Consider the following 18,152-nt stretch of genomic DNA (forward strand, 5'->3'; position numbering starts at 1 on the left):
TCGGCGGGGAGGGGTGTCCGTCGCGCTCACGCTGCCGCCCGTCGTCGTCCGCCAGATGCCTGGCCCTACGCTACCCGGCGGCGTACGCCTTGAGCGGTGGTTCCACCCACGCGGTGGCGCCTCCGACGAGGCGGACGCCCGCTGCGGCGACGACCACGGCGGTCGCTGCCGTCGCCTCGGCCACCGTGACGCCCGGAAGGTTCACGTCGAGGCACTTCCCGAACGGCATCCTCCCGGGCGAGGCCGACCCGCTGTGCGACAACGCGTCGACGGTCAGTCGGAACGCCACGGAGTCGTACAGGAAGCCGACGTGCGTCACGATGCGGCCCGGGCAGACCGACTGGACCGAGATGTTCTTCGCGCCGTCGACGATAGCGGTCGTGAACGGCAGGATCGCCTCGTCCGTCAGGCTGTAGATCGACGTGTACGAGATCGGTCCCGGCGTCGGGTCTCCTGCGTTGAGCGCATCCAAGAACCTCGAGCCCAGGCTGAACTGGGTCGCCGCCGGGATGCACGGCACGATGCAGAAGGCGCTGCCGCCGACGATGCCGTTGGCCGGGTTGGCGAGGTTCACCATGTCGTCGACCCGCGCCTGCAGGTGCGGCCACCACTTCACTGCCCATCGGAGCTGGAGGTTGCCCTGGCTGTGTCCGACCACGTCGACCTTGCGACCGGTGGACTGGTAGATGGCGTCGATCGCGTGGACGACGTACTCGGCCGAGACCTGGATGTCGGGGCGCGAGTAGTCGGGCAGGTCGACGGTGCAGACGTCGAATCCCTGGTCGCGCAGAGCGGGGGCGACTCCCCACCCCCAGCTCTCGGCAGCGTTCGACACGGTGCCGTGCACCAGCAGGACGGGCTCGCGGTCGGGGTGGGTGAAGGTCGTCGGGCATGTCAGCGCCGAGGCGAGGGTCGATGTCGGAGTCTCGAGGGCCGGCTCCGGCGCAGCACTGGCCGACAGGCCCTGGCCGGCCAGCGCGAGGATCGCGAGGGTGGTTGCCACCAGGCTGGTCAGCCGGGCGAGAGATCGTCTCCAGGTCATGGTCATCTCCGTCGTTTAGTGGGTGAGACAAAGATCACATTCCCACTAGGAACACCCTAATTACAAGGCCTAATGGCGTAGCCGAATAACTAATCACCATTTACTTAACGGGATCAGCGATCACGAGCGCCGCTCGTAGAGCGTGACGACTCCGGCAGTGCCGAGGCCGAGGTTGTGTTGCAGCGCGAGCCGCGCCCCCGCCACCTGGCGGGCGCCAGCCTCGCCGCGCAGCTGCCACACCAGCTCTGCGCACTGGGCCAGACCGGTCGCGCCGAGCGGGTGACCCTTCGAGAGCAGTCCGCCGCTCGGGTTCACGACGACCCTCCCGCCGTACGTGTTGTCGCCGTCGACGATCAGCCGTTCCGCGCCACCCTCGCCGACAAGTCCGAGCGCCTCGTACGACAGCACCTCGTTGACGGTGAAGCAGTCGTGGAGCTCGACGACGTCGACGTCGTACGGATCGACGCCGGCCTCGTCGTACACCAGACGTGCGGCCACGCTCGTCACCTCGGTGCCGACGATCTTCATCATGCTGCCCTCGTCGAACGTGCCGGGGAGGTCGGACGCCATCGCCTGGGCGGCGATGGCGACGTCGGTGCGCAGACCGTTCGCGCGGGCGAACTCCGCGCTCACGATGATCGCCGCGGCCGCGCCGCACGTCGGGGGACAGGCCTGGAGACGGGTGATCGGCCCGTAGAGGCGCGGAGCGTCGAGCACCTGCTGTTCCGTCACGGGGTCACGAAAGACCGCGTACGGGTTGTTCGCCGCGTGAGCGCGAGCCTTCACGGCGATCTTCGCCCACGTCTCCGGCCTGATGTCGTACGCCTCGGCGTACTCGATGCCGGCCGCGCCGAAGAACTGGGCCGCCCTCGGGACATCGGGCTCGATGCCGTGCACGTCGTCGAGCACCTGGGTGAAGTTGGCGAGAGGGCTGGTGCGGTCCGTCCAGGCCGAAGCAAGGGGGCCGGGCTGCATCCACTCGAACCCGACCGCCAGCGCGCAGTCGACTGCTCCGCTCTCCACCGCCTGTCGTGCGAGCCACAACGCGCTCGAGCCGCTGGCGCAGTTGTTGTTGACGTTGACGACCGGGATGCCGGACAACCCCACCTCGTAGACGACCCGCTGCCCGCACGTCGAGTCGCCGTAGACGTATCCGGCGTACGCCTGCTGCACCTTCTCGTACGGCAGTCCGGCGTCGGTCAGCGCGGCGCGCACGGCGCGGGCGCCCATCGTGTCGTAGTCGTCGCTGCGGCCCGGCTTGGCGAACGGGACCATGCCGACGCCGGCGACCAGTGCGGAACCTGTCATGGCATCTCTTTCGTGGGTTTCGAGCGTTCGAGGGGTTGAGATGATCGGGTCGTGGGGAGCGGTCAGCGGCCGGTGAAGACCGGCGTCTCGCGGGCCAGGTTCGCGGCGATGCCGATCGCGCTGTCGCGGGTCGCCCACAGTCGGGCCTGCTCGGCGTGCTCACGTTCGAGTGCGGCACGGGCCTTCTCGACCAGGGGCGCCCGCAGCGTCTGCTTCATCGATTGCACCGCCAGCGGCGCCCGCGTGGCGATCTCCTGCGCCCAGCGCACCGCCTCCGCGCGCTGCTCTCCGTCCGGCACGAGGCGATCGACCAACCCGATGTCGTACGCGCGCTGGCCGTCCACCCGCCGACTCGCGTAGAGCAGGTCGGCGGCGTGCTGGGTCCCGACGATCTCCGGCAGCGTCACGCTGAGCGCGAACCCGTGGTGGAAACCGAGTGACGAGAAGTTCGCGTGGAAGCGCGACGCAGGCGAGGCGACACGGAAGTCGGCTGCGCAGGCCAGCCCGACACCGCCCCCGACGGCAGAGCCCTGGACCGCCGCGATCACCGGCACCGGGATCGTGAGCAGGCGCACGGCCTCGGCGTACAGGAGAGCCGCCGACTCCTCGCGGTTGTCAGCCATGTCGTCGGTCGCGAAGTCCGCGCCGGCGCAGAAGTGGCGCCCCGCGGCGCACAGCACGATCGCGCGGACGCCGTCACGATGCAGGTTCTGTGCGGCGTCGGCGATGCTCGAGAGCATCTCCCGATCGAAGTAGTTGGAAGGAGGACGTCGCAGCTCGATCGTCGCGACGTGTCCCGAGGAGGTGACCTCGATACTCTGACTCATGCCTGCGCGCCCCCTTCGCCGCCGTCGGACGTCGCCAGGGCGACGACGCCACCGGCGCGTGCGACCGCCGCGCCGATCCGTGCCTCGACCTCTGCTGCGGCGCCGAACTCGCCGCGCCACTGGTGCAGCCGGCGCGTGAGCAGCTGCAGCGGGTATTCCCGTGTCATCCCGATCGCGCCGTGCGCCTGGTGGGCCGCTGCTGCCGCCCGTGCTGCGGCTCGATTGGCGACCGACTTCGTCGCGAGGATCTCGAACGTCGCCGGCCCGCAGGACGCGGCGACGCCTGCGCGTTCGACGCACAGCCGTGTCGACGTCGTGGCCTGCGCCAGCTCGACGACGTGGGCCTGTACGGACTGGAACCGCGACACCGGACGCCCGAACTGCACTCGCGACGTCACGTAGTCGCGGGTGAGCTCGAAGGCTCCCGTGACGGCGCCGGCGATCTGTGCCGAGCGCAGCAGCGCGCCCTTCAGCAGGGGATCTCCCGCCGTTGTGGGCCACGCCGCGGTGTCGACGGGAACCTCGTCGAACGTGATCGTGTCGCAGGGCATCCCGGCCAGGTCCGACCCGGGCTCGATCGAGGAGAGCGGTGGTGCGCAGCGTACGGCTCGCTGCTCGCCGAGCTCGTCGGTCATGACGGCCACGACGAAGTCGGCGGTCCGACCCCAGGGAACCCGGGACGCGGTGCCGCTGAGGCGTCCCCCGCGCAGCGTGAGGCCGCCCACGTCGGGGACGGTCGCGAGTGGGCCGGCGGTGATCTCCAGACCGGCGTCGGCGAGGACTCCGGCGGCCAGCGCGGTCTCGGCCAGGGGCAGCGGGACCGCATGTCGCCCTGCCGCCTGCAGCACGACCAGGAGATCGAGGAGAGTGCCGCCGGACCCGCCGGCCTCCTCGGTGATCCCGACGAGCGGGAACCCGAGCTCCGCGACCGACTTCCACTGCGCGACCGACAGCCCGACTCGCTCGGCCTCTGCGCGGTCGTGCGCCGGGAACGTCTCGGCGAAGAGCGAGTCGACGAGACGCCCGAGCCCGATGTCGCTTGCTCCGGTCACAGTCCCAACCCCTTCGCGACGATGTTGCGGAGAATCTCGGTCGTCCCGCCGCGGATCGTCCACGACGGGCCGACGAGGACGGCACGGGCGAGGAGCGCCTCGTACGGGTCCGGGCTCCCGAGGTCGGGTGAGTGGCCGAGGTGCCTTGTGACGATCTCGATGCACTCCTGCTCGAAGCGGGTGGCCATGTCCTTGACGAGCGCCGCCTCCAGGCTCGGCGAGGTACCGGCATCCACCATTCGCGCGATCGACAGCGACATCCCGTGGAAGGACCAGCACCGTGCGGTGATCGCGCCCAGGTCCTCGTACGCACTCGTCGACCCCTCGTCAGAGACCGATGCAGCCCACCGTTCGAGGATCGGGACGAGAGACATCCATCGGTCGACGCCTCCGCGCTCGAGGACGAGCTCGCCGGTGTTCTGGCCCCAGCCGGCACCCACGGCCCCCAGCCGCATGTCGTCGGGGATGAAGACGTCCTCGAAGGCGACCTCGCAGAAGTCGGCGTTCCCGTCGATGAACGTGATGGGGGAGACGGTCACCCCTGGCTGGTGGCGGTCGACGATGAACTGCGTCAGGCCCTGGTGACGGTCGTCCGACGTACGGAAGAGCGCGAGCAGGTGCGTTGCCTCGAAGGCGCCAGTGGTCCAGACCTTGGTGCCGTTGACACGCCACCCCCCGTCGACCGGCACGGCTCGAGTGCGCAGCGACGCGAGGTCTGAGCCGGAATCAGGCTCGCTCATCCCGATCGCGAAGCACAGCTCGCCGGCGGCGATGCGAGGGAGGAAACGGTCCTTCTGTGCGTCGGTCCCGTTTGCCGCGATGTTCGGGCCTGACTGGCGGTCGGCGATCCAGTGCCACCCGACCGGCGCTCCGACGGCAAGCAGCTCCTCGACGACGATGAGCCGTTCGACCGCCGTGCGGCCACCGCCGTACGGCTTCGGGAAGGCCATACCGAGCCATCCGCGTCGGCCGAGATCGCGGGAGAACTCACGGTCGATCCCGCCGCTCATCCCGAGACCCACGTGGTACGAGCCGGCAGGCAGCCGCTCGGCGAGGTACTCGCGGACCTGGCGCCGGAGCTCTCGCTCCTGTGGGCTCAGCTCCGTGGCCTCGAGGGCGACGAGGGAGGTCATCTCGCGTCACGCTCCTTCTCTCGATCTACCTGCTGCGGACTCAATGCTGCCCGTACGATAGGCCGTGCGATGCTGAAATAACAAGTCGGAATGCTCCCTAAGTGAATCTTGACTATCCACGCGAGACGAGCAATCATGACCTACGCAACCCTAGGAGGAACCATGACGGATGCCGTGATCGTCGATGCCGTGCGCACCCCGGTCGGCAAGCGCGGCGGCGCGTTGGCCGACATCCACCCGGTCGACCTGTCTGCCCACGTGCTCACCTCCCTCGCGCGACGCACGGGGCTGGATCCCGCCGAGGTCGACGACGTCGTCTGGGGCTGTGTCACACAGGCCGGTGAGCAGGCCGGCGGCGTCGGTCGCTTCGCCGCCCTCGCCGCCGGCTGGCCAGAGTCTGTCCCGGGGGTCACCGTGAACCGGGCGTGCGGCTCGTCGCAGCAGGCGGTGCACTTCGCTGCCGCCGGTGTCGCGGCTGGTCACTACGACATCGCGGTCGCCGGCGGCGTGGAGAGCATGTCTCGTGTGCCGATGGGGTCCAGCCACACGGTCCCCGGGTGCGGGAAGCCATTCGGCCCGGCCGTCCTCGAGCGCTACGACCACGTCGAGTTCAATCAGGGCGTCGGGGCCGAGCTGATCGCCGAACGATATGGGCTCACGCGCGCCGACCTCGATCAGCACGCCCTGGACTCCCACGCCCGCGCGGCTGCCGCGATCGACGAAGGGCGGTTCAAGGATCAGATCGCCGCGGTGGAGGTAGTGCGCGAGGACGGGACGTCCTTCCTCTTCGACACCGACGAAGGCGTCCGTCGGGGCGGGACCCTCGAACGGCTCGCCGGTCTGGCGACGCCGTTCCGAGAGGGCGGGCGCGTGAGCGCCGGCAACTCGTCGCAGATATCCGACGGTGCCGCGGCCCTTCTGGTCACGACTCCTGAGATCGCCGCCCAGCGAGGCTGGACCCCGATGGCGAGAGTCCACACTGTCGCTCTCGCCGGTGCCGATCCCGTCACGATGGCCCTCGGCCCCATCCCCGCCACGGCGAAGGTCCTCCAGCGGGCAGGGCTCGTCCTCGACGACATCGGGGTCTTCGAGATCAATGAGGCCTTCGCGCCGGTGACGCTCGCGTGGCTGGCCGAGACCGGGGCCGACTACGCGAGGCTGAACCCGCTCGGGGGCGCGATGGCCATCGGCCACCCCCTCGGCGCGTCCGGTGCCCGCATCACTACGACCCTCCTCCACCACCTGCGCGACACCGGCACTCGATACGGGCTCCAGGCGATGTGCGAGGCGGGCGGCATGGCCAACGCCACCATCTTCGAGCTCCTGTGAGGACGACACCGTGACCCTGGACGATCAGATCATCGGCACCCGCGTGCCGGAGCACACCGCCGAGGTGGAGCGCGGCCGACTGCGGTTCTTCGCGAAAGCGACCGGTCAGAGGGACCCGGTCTACTCCGACGTCGAGCAGGCACGAGCGGCCGGGCACCCGGACCTCCCAGTTCCGCCCACCTTCCTGTTCTGCCTGAACATGGAAACCCCCGAGCCGTTCGCCCTCTACACGACGCTCGGGATCGACCCCCGGACGATCCTGCACGGCGAGCAGGCCTTCGACTACCACGCGATGGCCTATGCCGGCGACGTGCTGAGCTTCGCCACGCACGTCAGCGACGTCTACTCCAAGAAGGGCGGCGCGCTCCAGTTCTTGGTGCGGACGACGGAGGTGACACGCGACGGCGAGCCCATCGCGACCCTCCGCTCCACCGCCGTGATCCGCGAGCCCGCAGCGGTCGCGTCGTGATCGCCACGGCGCGGGGGCCCCTCGCCGGTGTCAGGGTGATCGAGCTCGGTGGCATCGGTCCCGGGCCGTTCTGCGGAATGTTGCTCGCCGACCAGGGCGCCGAGGTGATCCGCATCGACCGACCAGCCGACGCGGGCCAGCCGTCGGCGCACCCGGTCCTGCACCGGAACCGGCGGTCGATCACGCTGGACCTCAAGGATCCCCACGACATCGAGGTCGCCGCCCGGCTGATCGACACCGCCGACGCGCTGATCGAGGGCTTCCGTCCCGGCGTCACAGAGCGGCTCGGTCTCGGCCCTGACGCGTGCCTCGCTCGGAACGCGCGGCTCGTCTACGGCCGGATGACGGGCTGGGGTCAGGATGGACCGCTCGCGCAAGAGCCGGGTCACGACATCAACTACATCGCCGTCGCGGGCGCGCTCGGCGCTTTCGGACCTGCCGACGACGTCCCGGCGGTCCCGCTGAATCTCGTCGGCGACATGGGCGGCGGCGGCATGCTCCTCGCGCTCGGCATCACCACCGCGCTCTACCAGGCACGGGTGAGTGGGCTAGGCCAGGTCGTCGACGCGGCGATGACGGACGGGACCGCCGTCCAGCTCGCGCTTGTCCACGGCCTGCGCGCTCGCGGCCGCTGGACCGATGACCGCGGCACGAACCTCTTCGACGGGGGAGCGCCGTTCTACCGCGCGTACCGGTGCTCGGACGATCGTTTCGTGGCCGTCGGCTGCGTGGAGCCCCAGTTCTACGCCGCGATGCTCCGGGTCCTTGGGCTGACCGAGGACCCGGCGTTCGCGAAGCAGCACGATCGCGAAGCCTGGCCGGAAATGGCTCGCCGCCTCGCCGGTCTCTTCGCCTCGCGCTCACGTGACGCGTGGGCCGAGGCCTTCGAGGGACAGGCGGCGTGCGTCTCGCCGGTGCTCTCGCTCACCGAGGCCGCGGACCACCCGCACAACCAGGCCCGAGGCACGTTCAGCCCTCTCGAGGACGGTCACGTCCAACCCAACCCCGCGCCGCGGTTCCTCGGTACGCCGAGCGACGCGCCGCGTGCGGCTCCACTCGTCGGGGCGGACACCGAACGGATCCTCGCCGAGCTCGGCGTAGACGTCTCACGCCACTGAACACCTCAGACAGCAGAAGGAGAACTCATGGGAACGCTCGACGGAAGGGTCGCCCTCGTGTCGGGGTCCGGCCGTGGCATCGGTCGTGAGATCGCGCTCAAGCTGGCGCGCGAGGGCGCGTCGGTCGTGGTGAACGACCTCGACCCCGATCCGGCGGAGCAGACCGCGGCTGACATCAAGGCGGCCGGCGGCAATGCCGTGGTCTGTGCGGGGTCGGTGGTCGAAGACGGCTTCGCCGAGCGGTTCGTGCAGACGGCGACCGAGTCCTTCGGTGGCCTCGACATCATCGTCAACAACGCCGGCTACACCTGGGACACCGTGATCCAGAAGATGACCGACGAGCAGTGGGACACGATCGTCGACGTTAACCTCAAAGCGCCGTTCCGGATACTGCGCGCCGCCCAGCCGTGGTTCAAGGAGCAACCCGTCGACCACCACCGCAAAGTCGTCAACGTCTCGTCGACCTCCGGCGTCTTCGGCAACCCCGGCCAGGCGAACTACGCCGCGGCCAAGGCCGGACTCGTCGGGCTCACCAAGACCCTCGCCAAGGAATGGGGCCGTTACAGGGTCAACGTCAACGCGGTGGCGTACGGCTTCATCCGCACCCGGATGACCGAGGCGATCGAGGACGACAAGACCCTCACGATCGACGGTCGAGACATCAAGGTCGGCGTCCGCGCCGAACGCCTCGAGACGATCGAGAAGATGATCCCGCTCGGCCGGGGCGGCACACCGCAGGAGGCTGCTGGCGCCGTCTACCTGCTGTGCGCGCCGGAGTCCGACTACGTCAACGCGCAGTGCCTCGTCGTCGACGGCGGGCGGGTGTGAGCCATGAAGGTCGGTGACACCCATGTCCTCGAGGCCCCCGAGATCACGAGGAGCACGCTCGCCCTCTACGCGGGCGCGTCCGGAGACCACAACCCCGTCCACATCGACATCGACGCGTGCCGTGCGGTCGGCATCGACGACGTGTTCGCCCACGGCATGCTCTCGATGGCCTACCTCGCGGGCCTGCTCACGAGCTGGTTGCCGCAGGAGCGGATCCGCTCGTACGGCGTGCGGTTCGCCGCGATCACGCCCGTGCACGCCGAGCCGACCTGCTCCGGCACGGTGACGGCGATCGAGGACGGCATCGCCTACGTCGACCTCCGCGTGACGCTCACCGACGGCACGGACACCCTCGTCGGCAACGCCGCCGTCTCACTCGACTGACCTATCGACCTCGAAGGAAACCATGAAGCGCACCGTCTACGACGACGACCAAGAGGCCTTCCGCCAGACCGTCCGTACGTTCATCGCCAAGGAGGTGACTCCCCACTTCGAGTCCTGGATGGAGGCCGGCAGGGTCCCGCGCGACCTGTTCACCAAGCTCGCCGACCTCGGCGCGACCGGGTTCGACATTCCCGAAGAGCTCGGCGGAGCCGGCCCGACCAGCTACAAGTACCAAGCGATCCTGACCGAGGAGGCGAACCGCGCCGCAGTCGGGATCGGGCACTACTCGGTCAGTATCGGCATCGTCTTGCCGTACCTCCTTCGGCTCGCGACCGAGGAGCAGAAGCAGCGCTGGCTCCCAGGAATCGCCTCGGGCGAGACCATGCTGTGCATCGCGATGACGGAGCCGGGCACGGGCTCGGACCTCGCGGGGATCCGTACGACCGCGCGGCTGAGCGAGGACGGACGCCACTATGTCCTCAACGGTGCGAAGACGTTCATCACCGGCGCCCTGAACTCCGAGCTGTGCGTGGTCGTCGCGCGGACGTCGCCCGCCACCGCCGACGACCGCCGATTCGGGCTCAGCCTGCTGGTCGTCCCGATCGATACCGAGGGCTTCGCGTTCGGGCGCAAGCTCGACAAGCTCGGCCTGCGTGCGAGCGACACCAACGAGCTGTCGTTCACCGACGTGCTGGTCCCGGCCGAGAACCTCCTCGGCGAGCAGGATCGGGGCTTCTCCTACCTGGGCCAGAACCTTCCGCGTGAGCGGCTGGCGATCGCCGTCGGCGCAGTGTCGATGGCACAGAGCGCCATCAGCCACGCGCAGGCCTACGTCGAGCAGCGCGAGGTTTTCGGGCGCACCGTTGCGACCTTCCAGAACACGAAGTTCGAGCTCGCGGCCTGCGACACCGACGTCCTGGCCGCGCAGCTGATGGTCGACTGGGGCCTCGCGCTCGACGAGGCGGGCACGCTTACCGCCGCGGACGCCGCGCGGATCAAGCTGTTCTGCACGGAGACGTCTCAGCGCGTCATCGACCGATGCCTCCAGCTGCACGGCGGCTACGGCTACATGCTCGAGTACCCGATCGCCCGCCTCTACGCCGACACCCGTGTCCAGCGGATCTACGGTGGTACGAGCGAGGTCATGAAGACGATCATCGCCAAGGACATGGGGCTGTGAGCACCTCGGTCGCGACGGCCGCGTAGGAGCGCAATGCACCTCACCCATGCGCTGCACCAAACCGTAGTGAGCGCACCCGACGCGCCGCTCACCCGCTGCGGTGATCGTGTCCGCACCGCCCGCGAGGTCGCCGACCGTGTCGCGCACCTCGCGGGCGGACTGGGTGAGCTCGGCGTCGAGGAAGGCGATCGTGTCTCCGTCCTCGCGGCCAACTCCGACCGCCACCACGAGGTCTTCCTCGCGACGTGGTGGTGCGGAGCCGCGATCAATCCCGTCAACGTCCGCTGGAGCGCAGCCGAGATCGCGTATTCGCTCGCTGACTGCGGCTCGCGGGTGCTCTTCGTCGATGACGAGTTCCTTGGGGTCCTCGCACACCCGGCGGTACGACGGCTCGACCTGCTGGTCGTGTACTGCGGCGAGGGCGAGGCGCCCGACGGGATGGTCGGGTACGAGGAGCTGATCAGCGCGGCCGAGCCGATCGAGGACCGGCGTCGCGGAGACGACGCCCTTGCCGCCGTGCTCTACACCGGGGGGACCACCGGGCACCCCAAAGGGGTGATGGTCAGCCACCGCGGACTGGTCACGTCTGCCCTCACGGCGCAGGTCGCCGAACCGACGAGCGTGCCCGGCGGGGTCAACCTCGTTGTGGCCCCCTTGTTCCACATCGCGGCGATCCAGGGGTGGATCACACAACAGCTGGTCGGTGGCAGCTTCGTCTTCCTGCGCGCGTTCGACCCCGTCGCGGTGCTCGCGGCGATCGCCCGACACCGAGTCACGCGGACGACTCTCGTGCCCACGATGCTCCAACGGGTGGTCGACCATCCTGACCTCGCGTCGTACGACCTGCGGAGCCTGCACACGCTCGGGTACGGCGCGTCGCCCATCTCGGAGGCGCTGCTCGCCCGAGCGCTCGAGGCCTTCCCCAACAGCGGGTTCGTTCAGGGATACGGCATGACTGAGACCGGCACCGTCACGATGCTGGGACGCGAGGATCACCGCTGTCGAGGTCGACGCCTGCGATCGGTCGGCCGGGGCGTGCCGCAGCTGGAGATCCGCGTGGTCGACGAGGTTGGCCAGGAGGTTCCACTGGGCGAGATCGGGCAGGTCGTCGTCCGCGGGGACCAGCTCATGCTCGGCTACTGGGGGCGACCAGATCTGACGGCGGACGCTGTCCAGGACGGCTGGATGCACACCGGTGACCTCGGCTATCTGGATTCCGGCGGCTACCTCTTCCTCGTCGACCGCCTGAAAGACATGATCATCTCCGGCGGGGAGAACGTGTACTCGAGCGAAGTGGAGAACGCGCTCGCCGACCATCCCGCCGTCGCGGGGTGCGCCGTCTTCGGCGTCCCCGACGAGGAGTGGGGCGAGGTCGTCCACGCCGCAGTCGTGCTGCACGACCGTCGTTCGGCGTCCCCCGACGAGCTCGTCGCTCACGTGCGCGGGAGAATCGCGGCGTACAAGGCGCCGCGGCAGGTCGACATCGTGGATGCGCTCCCGCTGTCATCCGCGGGCAAGGTGCTCAAGCGCGAGCTTCGGCGCCGGTCTGTGAGATCCGGCGCGGCACCGGGGATAGAGTCGGTGACCGATGAGTCCTGATGACGTGAGCACGAGCGCTGGAGGAGGACCGTGACGACCGCATCATCGCGTCCGGTCCCGGTCCGTCGCCGTCCCGCGAACCGTCGCCAGCAGATCACCACCGCAGCCGGCGACCTGTTCGCCGAGCGCGGCTACCACAATGTCTCGCTCGCCGAGGTTGCCGCGGTCGTCGACATCACGGCGCCCTCGCTCTACCGGCACTTCCGCAACAAGCACGACCTCCTACGCGCGGTCGTGCACGCGAGCATGGAGGGAACCGACGAGATGGTGTCGGCGACCGGCTCGATCGAGGCGCTGCTGAAGGCGTTCGCGGCCCGCTGCCTCGATCGCCGGTCGGCACCGATCCTGTGGCAGCGGGAGTCGCGTCACCTCGCAGACAGCGACCGTGCGGAGCTCTGGGACGAGCTCACGCTCATCGAGTCGAAAGTCTCGGAGCTGATCCGGCGTCGCCGTCCGGAGCTCTCACCCGACGACGCGCGCCTGCTGGCCTGGGCGACGACGTCGATCTACAGCAGCGTCTCGTTCCACCGGGTGACGATCCCGCGCCGAGCGTACGAGCGCCTGCTTGTATCGCTGGGCGAGTCGGTCGTCTCCTGCGACCTGTACGGCCCCGGCGGTGAGCCCGAGAACGCGCCGGAGCGGCCCCCGGCTCCGGCCATCGAGGGCTTCCCGTCGTCGATGCGCGAGACCTTGCTGAACGAGGCCGTCCGCCTCTTCGACCAACGTGGGTTCCGTTCGGTCAGCACCGACGACATCGGCGCCGCTGTGGGCACCTCAGGACCGAACATCTACAAGCACTTCACCACCAAGACCGAGCTGCTGGAGGCGGCCGTGCTCCGCGCTGGTGAGCGACGTCGGTCGGCCACGTCGGAGGCTCTCGTTCGTGCGCAGGATCCCGCCGACCTCCTTGGCCGGCTCGTTGATTCGTACGTGGGCTTCGCGATCGAGAACAGCCATCTTCTCGGTGTGCTCGTCAGCGAGCTCGACCAGCTGCCCGAAGTCCAGCGTCGAGCCAGCCGGCAGTCACAGCGTGACTTCCTGGCACTGTGGGTCGGCGTCCTGACCCAAGACAGGCCTGAGCTCGATCCGAAGGTCGCCAAGATCACCGTGCTCGCGACCCTGGCGGTCGTCGACAACGTCGTCCGGACACCGCCCCTGAGCGCCCGCCCGGACCTTGCTGCCCGGCTCTCCCGGATCTGTCTCGCGCTGCTGGAGAACCCTCACGCATAGCTCGGGCCCGGAGCGCACCGCGTGGTGCGCCCCGGGCCCAGCCCGGCCTGTCAGGCGAGTCGCTCGCGCAGGTCGACCTTGCGGATCTTGCCGGTCGGCGTGACCGGCAGGGCCTCGAGCACGTGGACCTCGCGCACCCGCTGGTAGGGGGCGACCTTGTCCGCGAGGTGCGCCATGATCTCCTCGGCGAGCCCGTCGTAGCTCTGCGCGCCGGGCCGTAGCACGACGAACCCGACGGGGATCTCGCCCACGGCCTCGCTGTGCTGCCCGACGACAGCCGCCTGATAGACCGCTGGGTGGGAGCAGAGGATCTCCTCGAGGGGCTGCGGATACACGTTGTAGCCCTTGTAGATGATCAGGTCCTTCGAGCGTCCCACGAGGTAGAGGAACCCGTCCTCGGAGCGTCCGCTGTCACCGGTGGCGAGCCAGCCGTCGCGGAACTGTGCTGCGCTCAGCTCAGGGTGCCCCTCGTAGCCGTCAGCGACCTGCGGCCCACGGACCCAGAGCTCACCGACCACCCCGTCGGGCAGCACCTGCCCGTCGGTGTCGCGGATCTCCACCTCGGTGTCGAACAACGGGACACCGATGCTTCCCGCAGGGACGAGCGGCTCGACCCCGCCGCCGGAGCCCGACACGCCCATCGTGGCCTCACTCAGCCCGTAGCCCTCGATCACGAACGCGTTCGCGAACGTGTCGCCCAAGGCCTTGAGCGCGGACGTGTCGATCGGTGCCGCCCCGCACACGAGCAGCGAGACGCTCGAGAGGTCGCGCTGTGAGATCGTGGGGCTGCGCATGAGCGCGTAGTACATCGCGGGAGACCCCACGATGTGTGTGACCCCGTAGCGTTCGACGTCGGACAGGAAGCCGTCGGGCGAGAATCCGCCGTCGGGGACGACGACGGTTGAGCCGAGCAGCACCTCGATGTTGTGACCGACCAGCCCGAGCCCGTGGAAGAACGGCGGGACCGCGAGATAGATGCCGGCGCCGGGGACGAGAGAGCCCTTGGCGACGGCCTCGGGAACCTGCGTGATCCTCAGGCCACCTTGGTCGTCGAGATCGACCAGTCCGGTCGCGCGCCAGCACGCGTTCTGGACCACACTGGCGACCAGGTTGCGGTGGAGGACACGCACTGCCTTGGAACGTCCGGTCGTACCGCCGGTGAGCTGCAGGTGGGCCACGAGGTCCGGGTCGACCGCGTAGCCGTCGAGCGGATCGCTCGCCGTCAGCTCGGACAGCGCGACGACGTCCGCGGGCAGCGATTCCGGCTCCACGCTGTCCGGGCCGGGCACGCACACGAGCAGCTCGATCTCGGGCGTCCGTGCCGCGACGGCGGCGTCGAGGCACAGCGGGCTCGTGACGACGGCCTTCGCTGCCACGTCCTCGAGCTGCTGCCGCAGGGCATCGATGGGCTGGGCCGGGTTGACGGGCGCGACGGCCGCACCGGCACACAGCGCGCCGTAGTAGGCGACGATGAAGCTCCACGTGTTGGGCATATGGAGCGCGACGGCGTCGCCGGGCCGGATGCCCCGCTCCCGCAGGCCTCCGGCGACGCGTCGAGCAGCGTCCTCGAGCTCGGGGTAGGTGAACGTCGTCGCGCCGTCCTGCAGCGCGACGCGTTGCGGGTACGCCCGGGCGGCGCCGGAGAGAAGGGCGTCGATCCCGACGGACGGGTAGGTCAGTGAGCGCGGCATGCCTCGGAGCCAGGGTGAGGCCAAGCCGTCCTGGCGGGGGCTGGTCTCGATGTCGGACTGGGGACGGGGGGCGCTGGACAAGGGAACTCCTAGGGTGTGTCGGTCGTCACAGGGCTAAGTTAATCCCCCATAACGAATGTGTCTAGAGTTTCATCAGGTCGATGAAGGTTTCGTCACCTTCACTTCTGACGCGGCCGAGTCCCGTTGCAACAGGCAACTGGGCGCAATCCGGCGACTTGCGTGGCTTGACATGATGGTTATGGAAGATTAACTTACGAGCACCGAGCGGGCCACCTGCCCGAGCGTCCACGTACTTCCAGGACCGTCCGAAGGAGAGTCATGCGAGACGCCGTGATCGTCGATGCCGTACGCACACCCGTGGGCAAGCGCGGTGGGGCCCTGTCCCAGGTGCATGCCGCCACGTTGTCCGCGCACGTGCTCAACGCGTTGGTCGCGCGAACCGGCCTGGAGCCTGCCCTCGTCGACGACGTGGTGTGGGGATGCGCGGGAACCGTCGGGATGCAGTCCGGGTGCATCGGTCGAGCCGCGGTCCTGGCGGCCGGGTGGCCCGAGTCGGTCCCCGGTGTCACCGTCGACCGGCAATGTGGGTCGTCGCAGCAGGCGGTGCACCAGGCGGCCGCCGGCGTCATCTCCGGCCAGTACGACATCGCGGTCGCCGGCGGCGTCGAGGTGATGAGCGCCGTACCCCTCGGCGCGACCCGCAGCGACGAGCGCTTCGGCGTGCCGTTCGGCCCGCTGGTCGAGGCACGTTACGGCGTCCCGTTCCATCAGGGGACGGGTGCGCAGATGATCGCCGACGAGTACGGCATCACTCGGACAGAGATGGATCAGCACGCCCTCGACTCGCACGCCCGCGCGGCGTCAGCGATCGACGAGGGACGGTTCGAGGCGCAGCTCGCGCCGGTCCCCGTGACGACCCCCGACGGGACACAGATCGAGTTCAAGGCCGACGAAGGAGTTCGCCGCGGCTCGTCGATGGAGACGCTCGGCGCGTTGCGCCCCGCGTTCCGCGAGGGCGGCAGCATCACTGCCGGCAACGCGTCGCAGGTCTCAGACGGCGCCGCGGGACTGCTCGTCACCACGAGCGAGATCGCCAAGCAGTACGGCTGGACGCCGATCGCTCGCATCCACACCGCCGTCCTCGCCGGAACCGACCCGGTGACGATGCTGAAGGGGCCGATCCCGGCCACCGCCAAGGCCCTCAAGCGGGCCGGGTTGTCGCTCGACGACATCGGGGCGTACGAGATCAACGAGGCCTTCGCATCGGTCACCCTTGCCTGGCTGCGCGAGACCGGCGCCGACTACGCCCGCATGAACCCCAACGGCGGCGCGATGGCGATCGGGCACCCCATCGGCGGCTCGGGCGCGCGGCTGATGACCACGCTCGTGCACCACATGTCCGACAACGGCATCGCGTACGGGCTTCAGTCGATGTGCGAGGGCGGCGGCATGGCCAACGCGACGATCCTCGAGCTCGTCCGATGACCGCCGTCGACGTGCGCGACACCGTCTTCATCGACGGTGCTTGGGTCCGCTCCACGGGGACCGCGACGATCGACGTCGTCTCCCCGCACACCGAGCAGACCATCGCCCGCGTGCCGAGTGCCACGTCCGACGACGTCGACCGGGCGCTCGCGGCTGCGCGTGAGGCGTTCGACCACGGTCCTTGGCCGCGGATGACGATGGCCGAGCGCATCGAGGTCGTGACGCGGATCAAGGACGAGCTTGCCGCCCGTCACCGGGAGCTCGCCGCTCTCGTATCCGCGCAGAACGGCTCACCGATGAGCTTCGCTGTGCGTGGCCAGGCGCTGAGCGCGGTCGCGGCGTACGCGTCCGCCCTGGCCGTGGCCTCGTCGACCGAGCTCGAGGAGGAGCGGCCGGGTCTGACCGGACCTCTGCTCGTCCGTCGGGAGCCTGTCGGCGTCGTCGCCGCGGTCGTCCCGTGGAACGTCCCGCAGCTCGTCATCGCCGGCAAGGTCGCGCCGGCTCTGCTGGCCGGCTGCACCGTCGTCCTCAAGCCCGCGCCGCAGACCCCGCTCGACGCCTACCTCCTCGCCGAGGTCTGCGCGACCGCCGGGCTCCCCGCGGGGGTCCTCAACGTCCTGCCCGCCGAGCGTGAGGTCAGTGCCTACCTCGTCGCCCACCCGGCTGTCGACAAGGTGGCGTTCACCGGATCTGCCGCCGTCGGAAAGGCGATCATGGCTGCAGCGTCGGAGAACCTGACACGGATCACGCTGGAGCTCGGTGGCAAGTCCGCGGCGATCGTGCTCGAGGACGCGGACTTTGACGCTGCCCTCCCGGCTCTCCTCGCCGACGCCTATCCGAACAGCGGTCAGGCGTGCGTTGCACGGACCCGCATCCTCTTGCCCGAGAGCCGGTACGACGAGATGGCCGCGATGCTCGCGGCGGCGGTCGGCAAGCTCGCCGTCGGTGACCCGTCCGACCCCGCGACGATGGTCGGTCCGATGGTCAGCGCGGCCCAGCAGCAGCGGGTGCTCGACTACGTCAAGACCGGGATCGACGAGGGCGCGACCCTCCTCACCGGCGGCGGCGTCCCGGCTGACCAGCCTACGGGCTGGTACGTCGAGCCGACCCTCTTCGGCGAAGTCGACAACGCGATGAGAATCGCCCGCGAGGAGATCTTCGGACCCGTCGTGTGCCTGATCCGCTACCGCGACGAGGAGGAGGCGATCCGAATCGCCAACGACTCCGACTTTGGGCTGTCCGGGACCGTGTGGGCCGGCGACGTCGACCACGGGGTCGAGATCGCGCGCCGCATCCGCACCGGGACGTACGCCGTCAACTGCGTCCGCTTCGACGTCGCCGCCCCGTTCGGTGGCTACAAGCACTCCGGGATCGGTCGCGAGTACGGCCCCGAGGGTCTCGCGGCGTACTTCGAGACCAAGACGGTTCACCTCCCGCGCGTCGGCGCCTGACCCGA

Annotated in this window: 16 protein-coding genes; 10 read left to right on the forward strand and 6 right to left on the reverse strand. The window is 69.5% G+C overall.

Going from position 1 to position 18,152, the window contains the following annotated elements:
* Positions 1–70: 70 nt before the first annotated feature.
* The 5 genes from AB3M34_RS03505 to AB3M34_RS03525 all read right to left on the reverse strand — a co-directional run bounded on the left by AB3M34_RS03505 (position 71) and on the right by AB3M34_RS03525 (position 5,362).
* On the reverse strand, positions 71–1,042 hold the full coding sequence (locus AB3M34_RS03505) for an esterase/lipase family protein (protein WP_370617695.1): 972 nt from the start codon (positions 1,040–1,042) through the stop codon (positions 71–73).
* 120 nt (positions 1,043–1,162) lie between these two features.
* On the reverse strand, positions 1,163–2,350 hold the full coding sequence (locus AB3M34_RS03510; protein ID WP_370617696.1) for a lipid-transfer protein: 1,188 nt from the start codon (positions 2,348–2,350) through the stop codon (positions 1,163–1,165).
* Positions 2,351–2,412: 62 nt separating this feature from the next.
* The gene (locus tag AB3M34_RS03515; protein WP_370617697.1) at positions 2,413–3,177 is read right to left on the reverse strand and encodes an enoyl-CoA hydratase/isomerase family protein; all 765 of its coding nucleotides are present in this window, start codon (positions 3,175–3,177) and stop codon (positions 2,413–2,415) included.
* Entirely contained in the window at positions 3,174–4,229 is a 1,056-nt protein-coding gene (locus AB3M34_RS03520; RefSeq protein ID WP_370617698.1) for an acyl-CoA dehydrogenase family protein, read from the reverse strand. The genes AB3M34_RS03515 and AB3M34_RS03520 overlap by 4 nt, the downstream gene beginning before the upstream one ends.
* The gene (locus tag AB3M34_RS03525) at positions 4,226–5,362 is read right to left on the reverse strand and encodes an acyl-CoA dehydrogenase family protein (RefSeq protein WP_370617699.1); all 1,137 of its coding nucleotides are present in this window, start codon (positions 5,360–5,362) and stop codon (positions 4,226–4,228) included. Before AB3M34_RS03525 ends, AB3M34_RS03520 begins: the two co-directional genes overlap by 4 nt.
* Before the next feature lie 162 nt (positions 5,363–5,524).
* Here AB3M34_RS03525 and AB3M34_RS03530 point away from each other — a divergent pair, with 162 nt between their 5' ends.
* The 8 genes from AB3M34_RS03530 to AB3M34_RS03565 are packed head-to-tail and all read left to right on the forward strand — an operon-like array spanning position 5,525 to position 13,499.
* The gene (locus AB3M34_RS03530; protein WP_370617700.1) at positions 5,525–6,691 is read left to right on the forward strand and encodes a thiolase family protein; all 1,167 of its coding nucleotides are present in this window, start codon (positions 5,525–5,527) and stop codon (positions 6,689–6,691) included.
* A 10-nt stretch (positions 6,692–6,701) separates the two neighbouring features.
* Positions 6,702–7,160 (forward strand): MaoC family dehydratase N-terminal domain-containing protein, encoded by a 459-nt coding sequence (locus tag AB3M34_RS03535; RefSeq protein WP_370617701.1) that lies wholly within the window; start codon positions 6,702–6,704, stop codon positions 7,158–7,160.
* Entirely contained in the window at positions 7,157–8,278 is a 1,122-nt protein-coding gene (locus tag AB3M34_RS03540; RefSeq protein ID WP_370617702.1) for a CaiB/BaiF CoA transferase family protein, read from the forward strand. The genes AB3M34_RS03535 and AB3M34_RS03540 overlap by 4 nt, the downstream gene beginning before the upstream one ends.
* Before the next feature lie 27 nt (positions 8,279–8,305).
* The gene (locus tag AB3M34_RS03545; RefSeq protein WP_370617703.1) at positions 8,306–9,106 is read left to right on the forward strand and encodes an SDR family NAD(P)-dependent oxidoreductase; all 801 of its coding nucleotides are present in this window, start codon (positions 8,306–8,308) and stop codon (positions 9,104–9,106) included.
* A 3-nt stretch (positions 9,107–9,109) separates the two neighbouring features.
* Positions 9,110–9,490 carry a MaoC/PaaZ C-terminal domain-containing protein gene (locus tag AB3M34_RS03550; RefSeq protein WP_370617704.1) on the forward strand — a complete coding sequence of 127 codons (381 nt, stop codon included), beginning with the start codon at positions 9,110–9,112 and terminating at the stop codon, positions 9,488–9,490.
* 22 nt (positions 9,491–9,512) lie between these two features.
* Positions 9,513–10,670: an acyl-CoA dehydrogenase family protein gene (locus AB3M34_RS03555; protein WP_370617705.1), complete on the forward strand. Its 1,158-nt coding sequence runs from the start codon at positions 9,513–9,515 to the stop codon at positions 10,668–10,670.
* Between the two features lie 33 nt (positions 10,671–10,703).
* Positions 10,704–12,269, forward strand: coding sequence for an acyl-CoA synthetase (locus tag AB3M34_RS03560; RefSeq protein WP_370617706.1), 1,566 nt, complete (start codon positions 10,704–10,706; stop codon positions 12,267–12,269).
* A 30-nt stretch (positions 12,270–12,299) separates the two neighbouring features.
* Complete coding sequence (locus tag AB3M34_RS03565; protein WP_370617707.1) at positions 12,300–13,499, forward strand: TetR/AcrR family transcriptional regulator; 1,200 nt, start codon at positions 12,300–12,302, stop codon at positions 13,497–13,499.
* Between the two features lie 50 nt (positions 13,500–13,549).
* Here AB3M34_RS03565 and AB3M34_RS03570 read toward each other — a convergent pair whose 3' ends face one another.
* Positions 13,550–15,271 (reverse strand): class I adenylate-forming enzyme family protein, encoded by a 1,722-nt coding sequence (locus tag AB3M34_RS03570; RefSeq protein WP_370617708.1) that lies wholly within the window; start codon positions 15,269–15,271, stop codon positions 13,550–13,552.
* 258 nt (positions 15,272–15,529) lie between these two features.
* Here AB3M34_RS03570 and AB3M34_RS03575 point away from each other — a divergent pair, with 258 nt between their 5' ends.
* Positions 15,530–16,696 carry a thiolase family protein gene (locus tag AB3M34_RS03575; RefSeq protein ID WP_370617709.1) on the forward strand — a complete coding sequence of 389 codons (1,167 nt, stop codon included), beginning with the start codon at positions 15,530–15,532 and terminating at the stop codon, positions 16,694–16,696.
* A complete protein-coding gene (locus AB3M34_RS03580; protein ID WP_370617710.1) occupies positions 16,693–18,147 on the forward strand; it encodes an aldehyde dehydrogenase in 1,455 nt (484 codons plus the stop codon). Before AB3M34_RS03575 ends, AB3M34_RS03580 begins: the two co-directional genes overlap by 4 nt.
* Positions 18,148–18,152 lie beyond the last annotated feature (5 nt).

The organism is Mumia sp. Pv4-285 (assembly GCF_041320275.1).
GTDB lineage: Bacteria > Actinomycetota > Actinomycetes > Propionibacteriales > Nocardioidaceae > Mumia > Mumia qirimensis.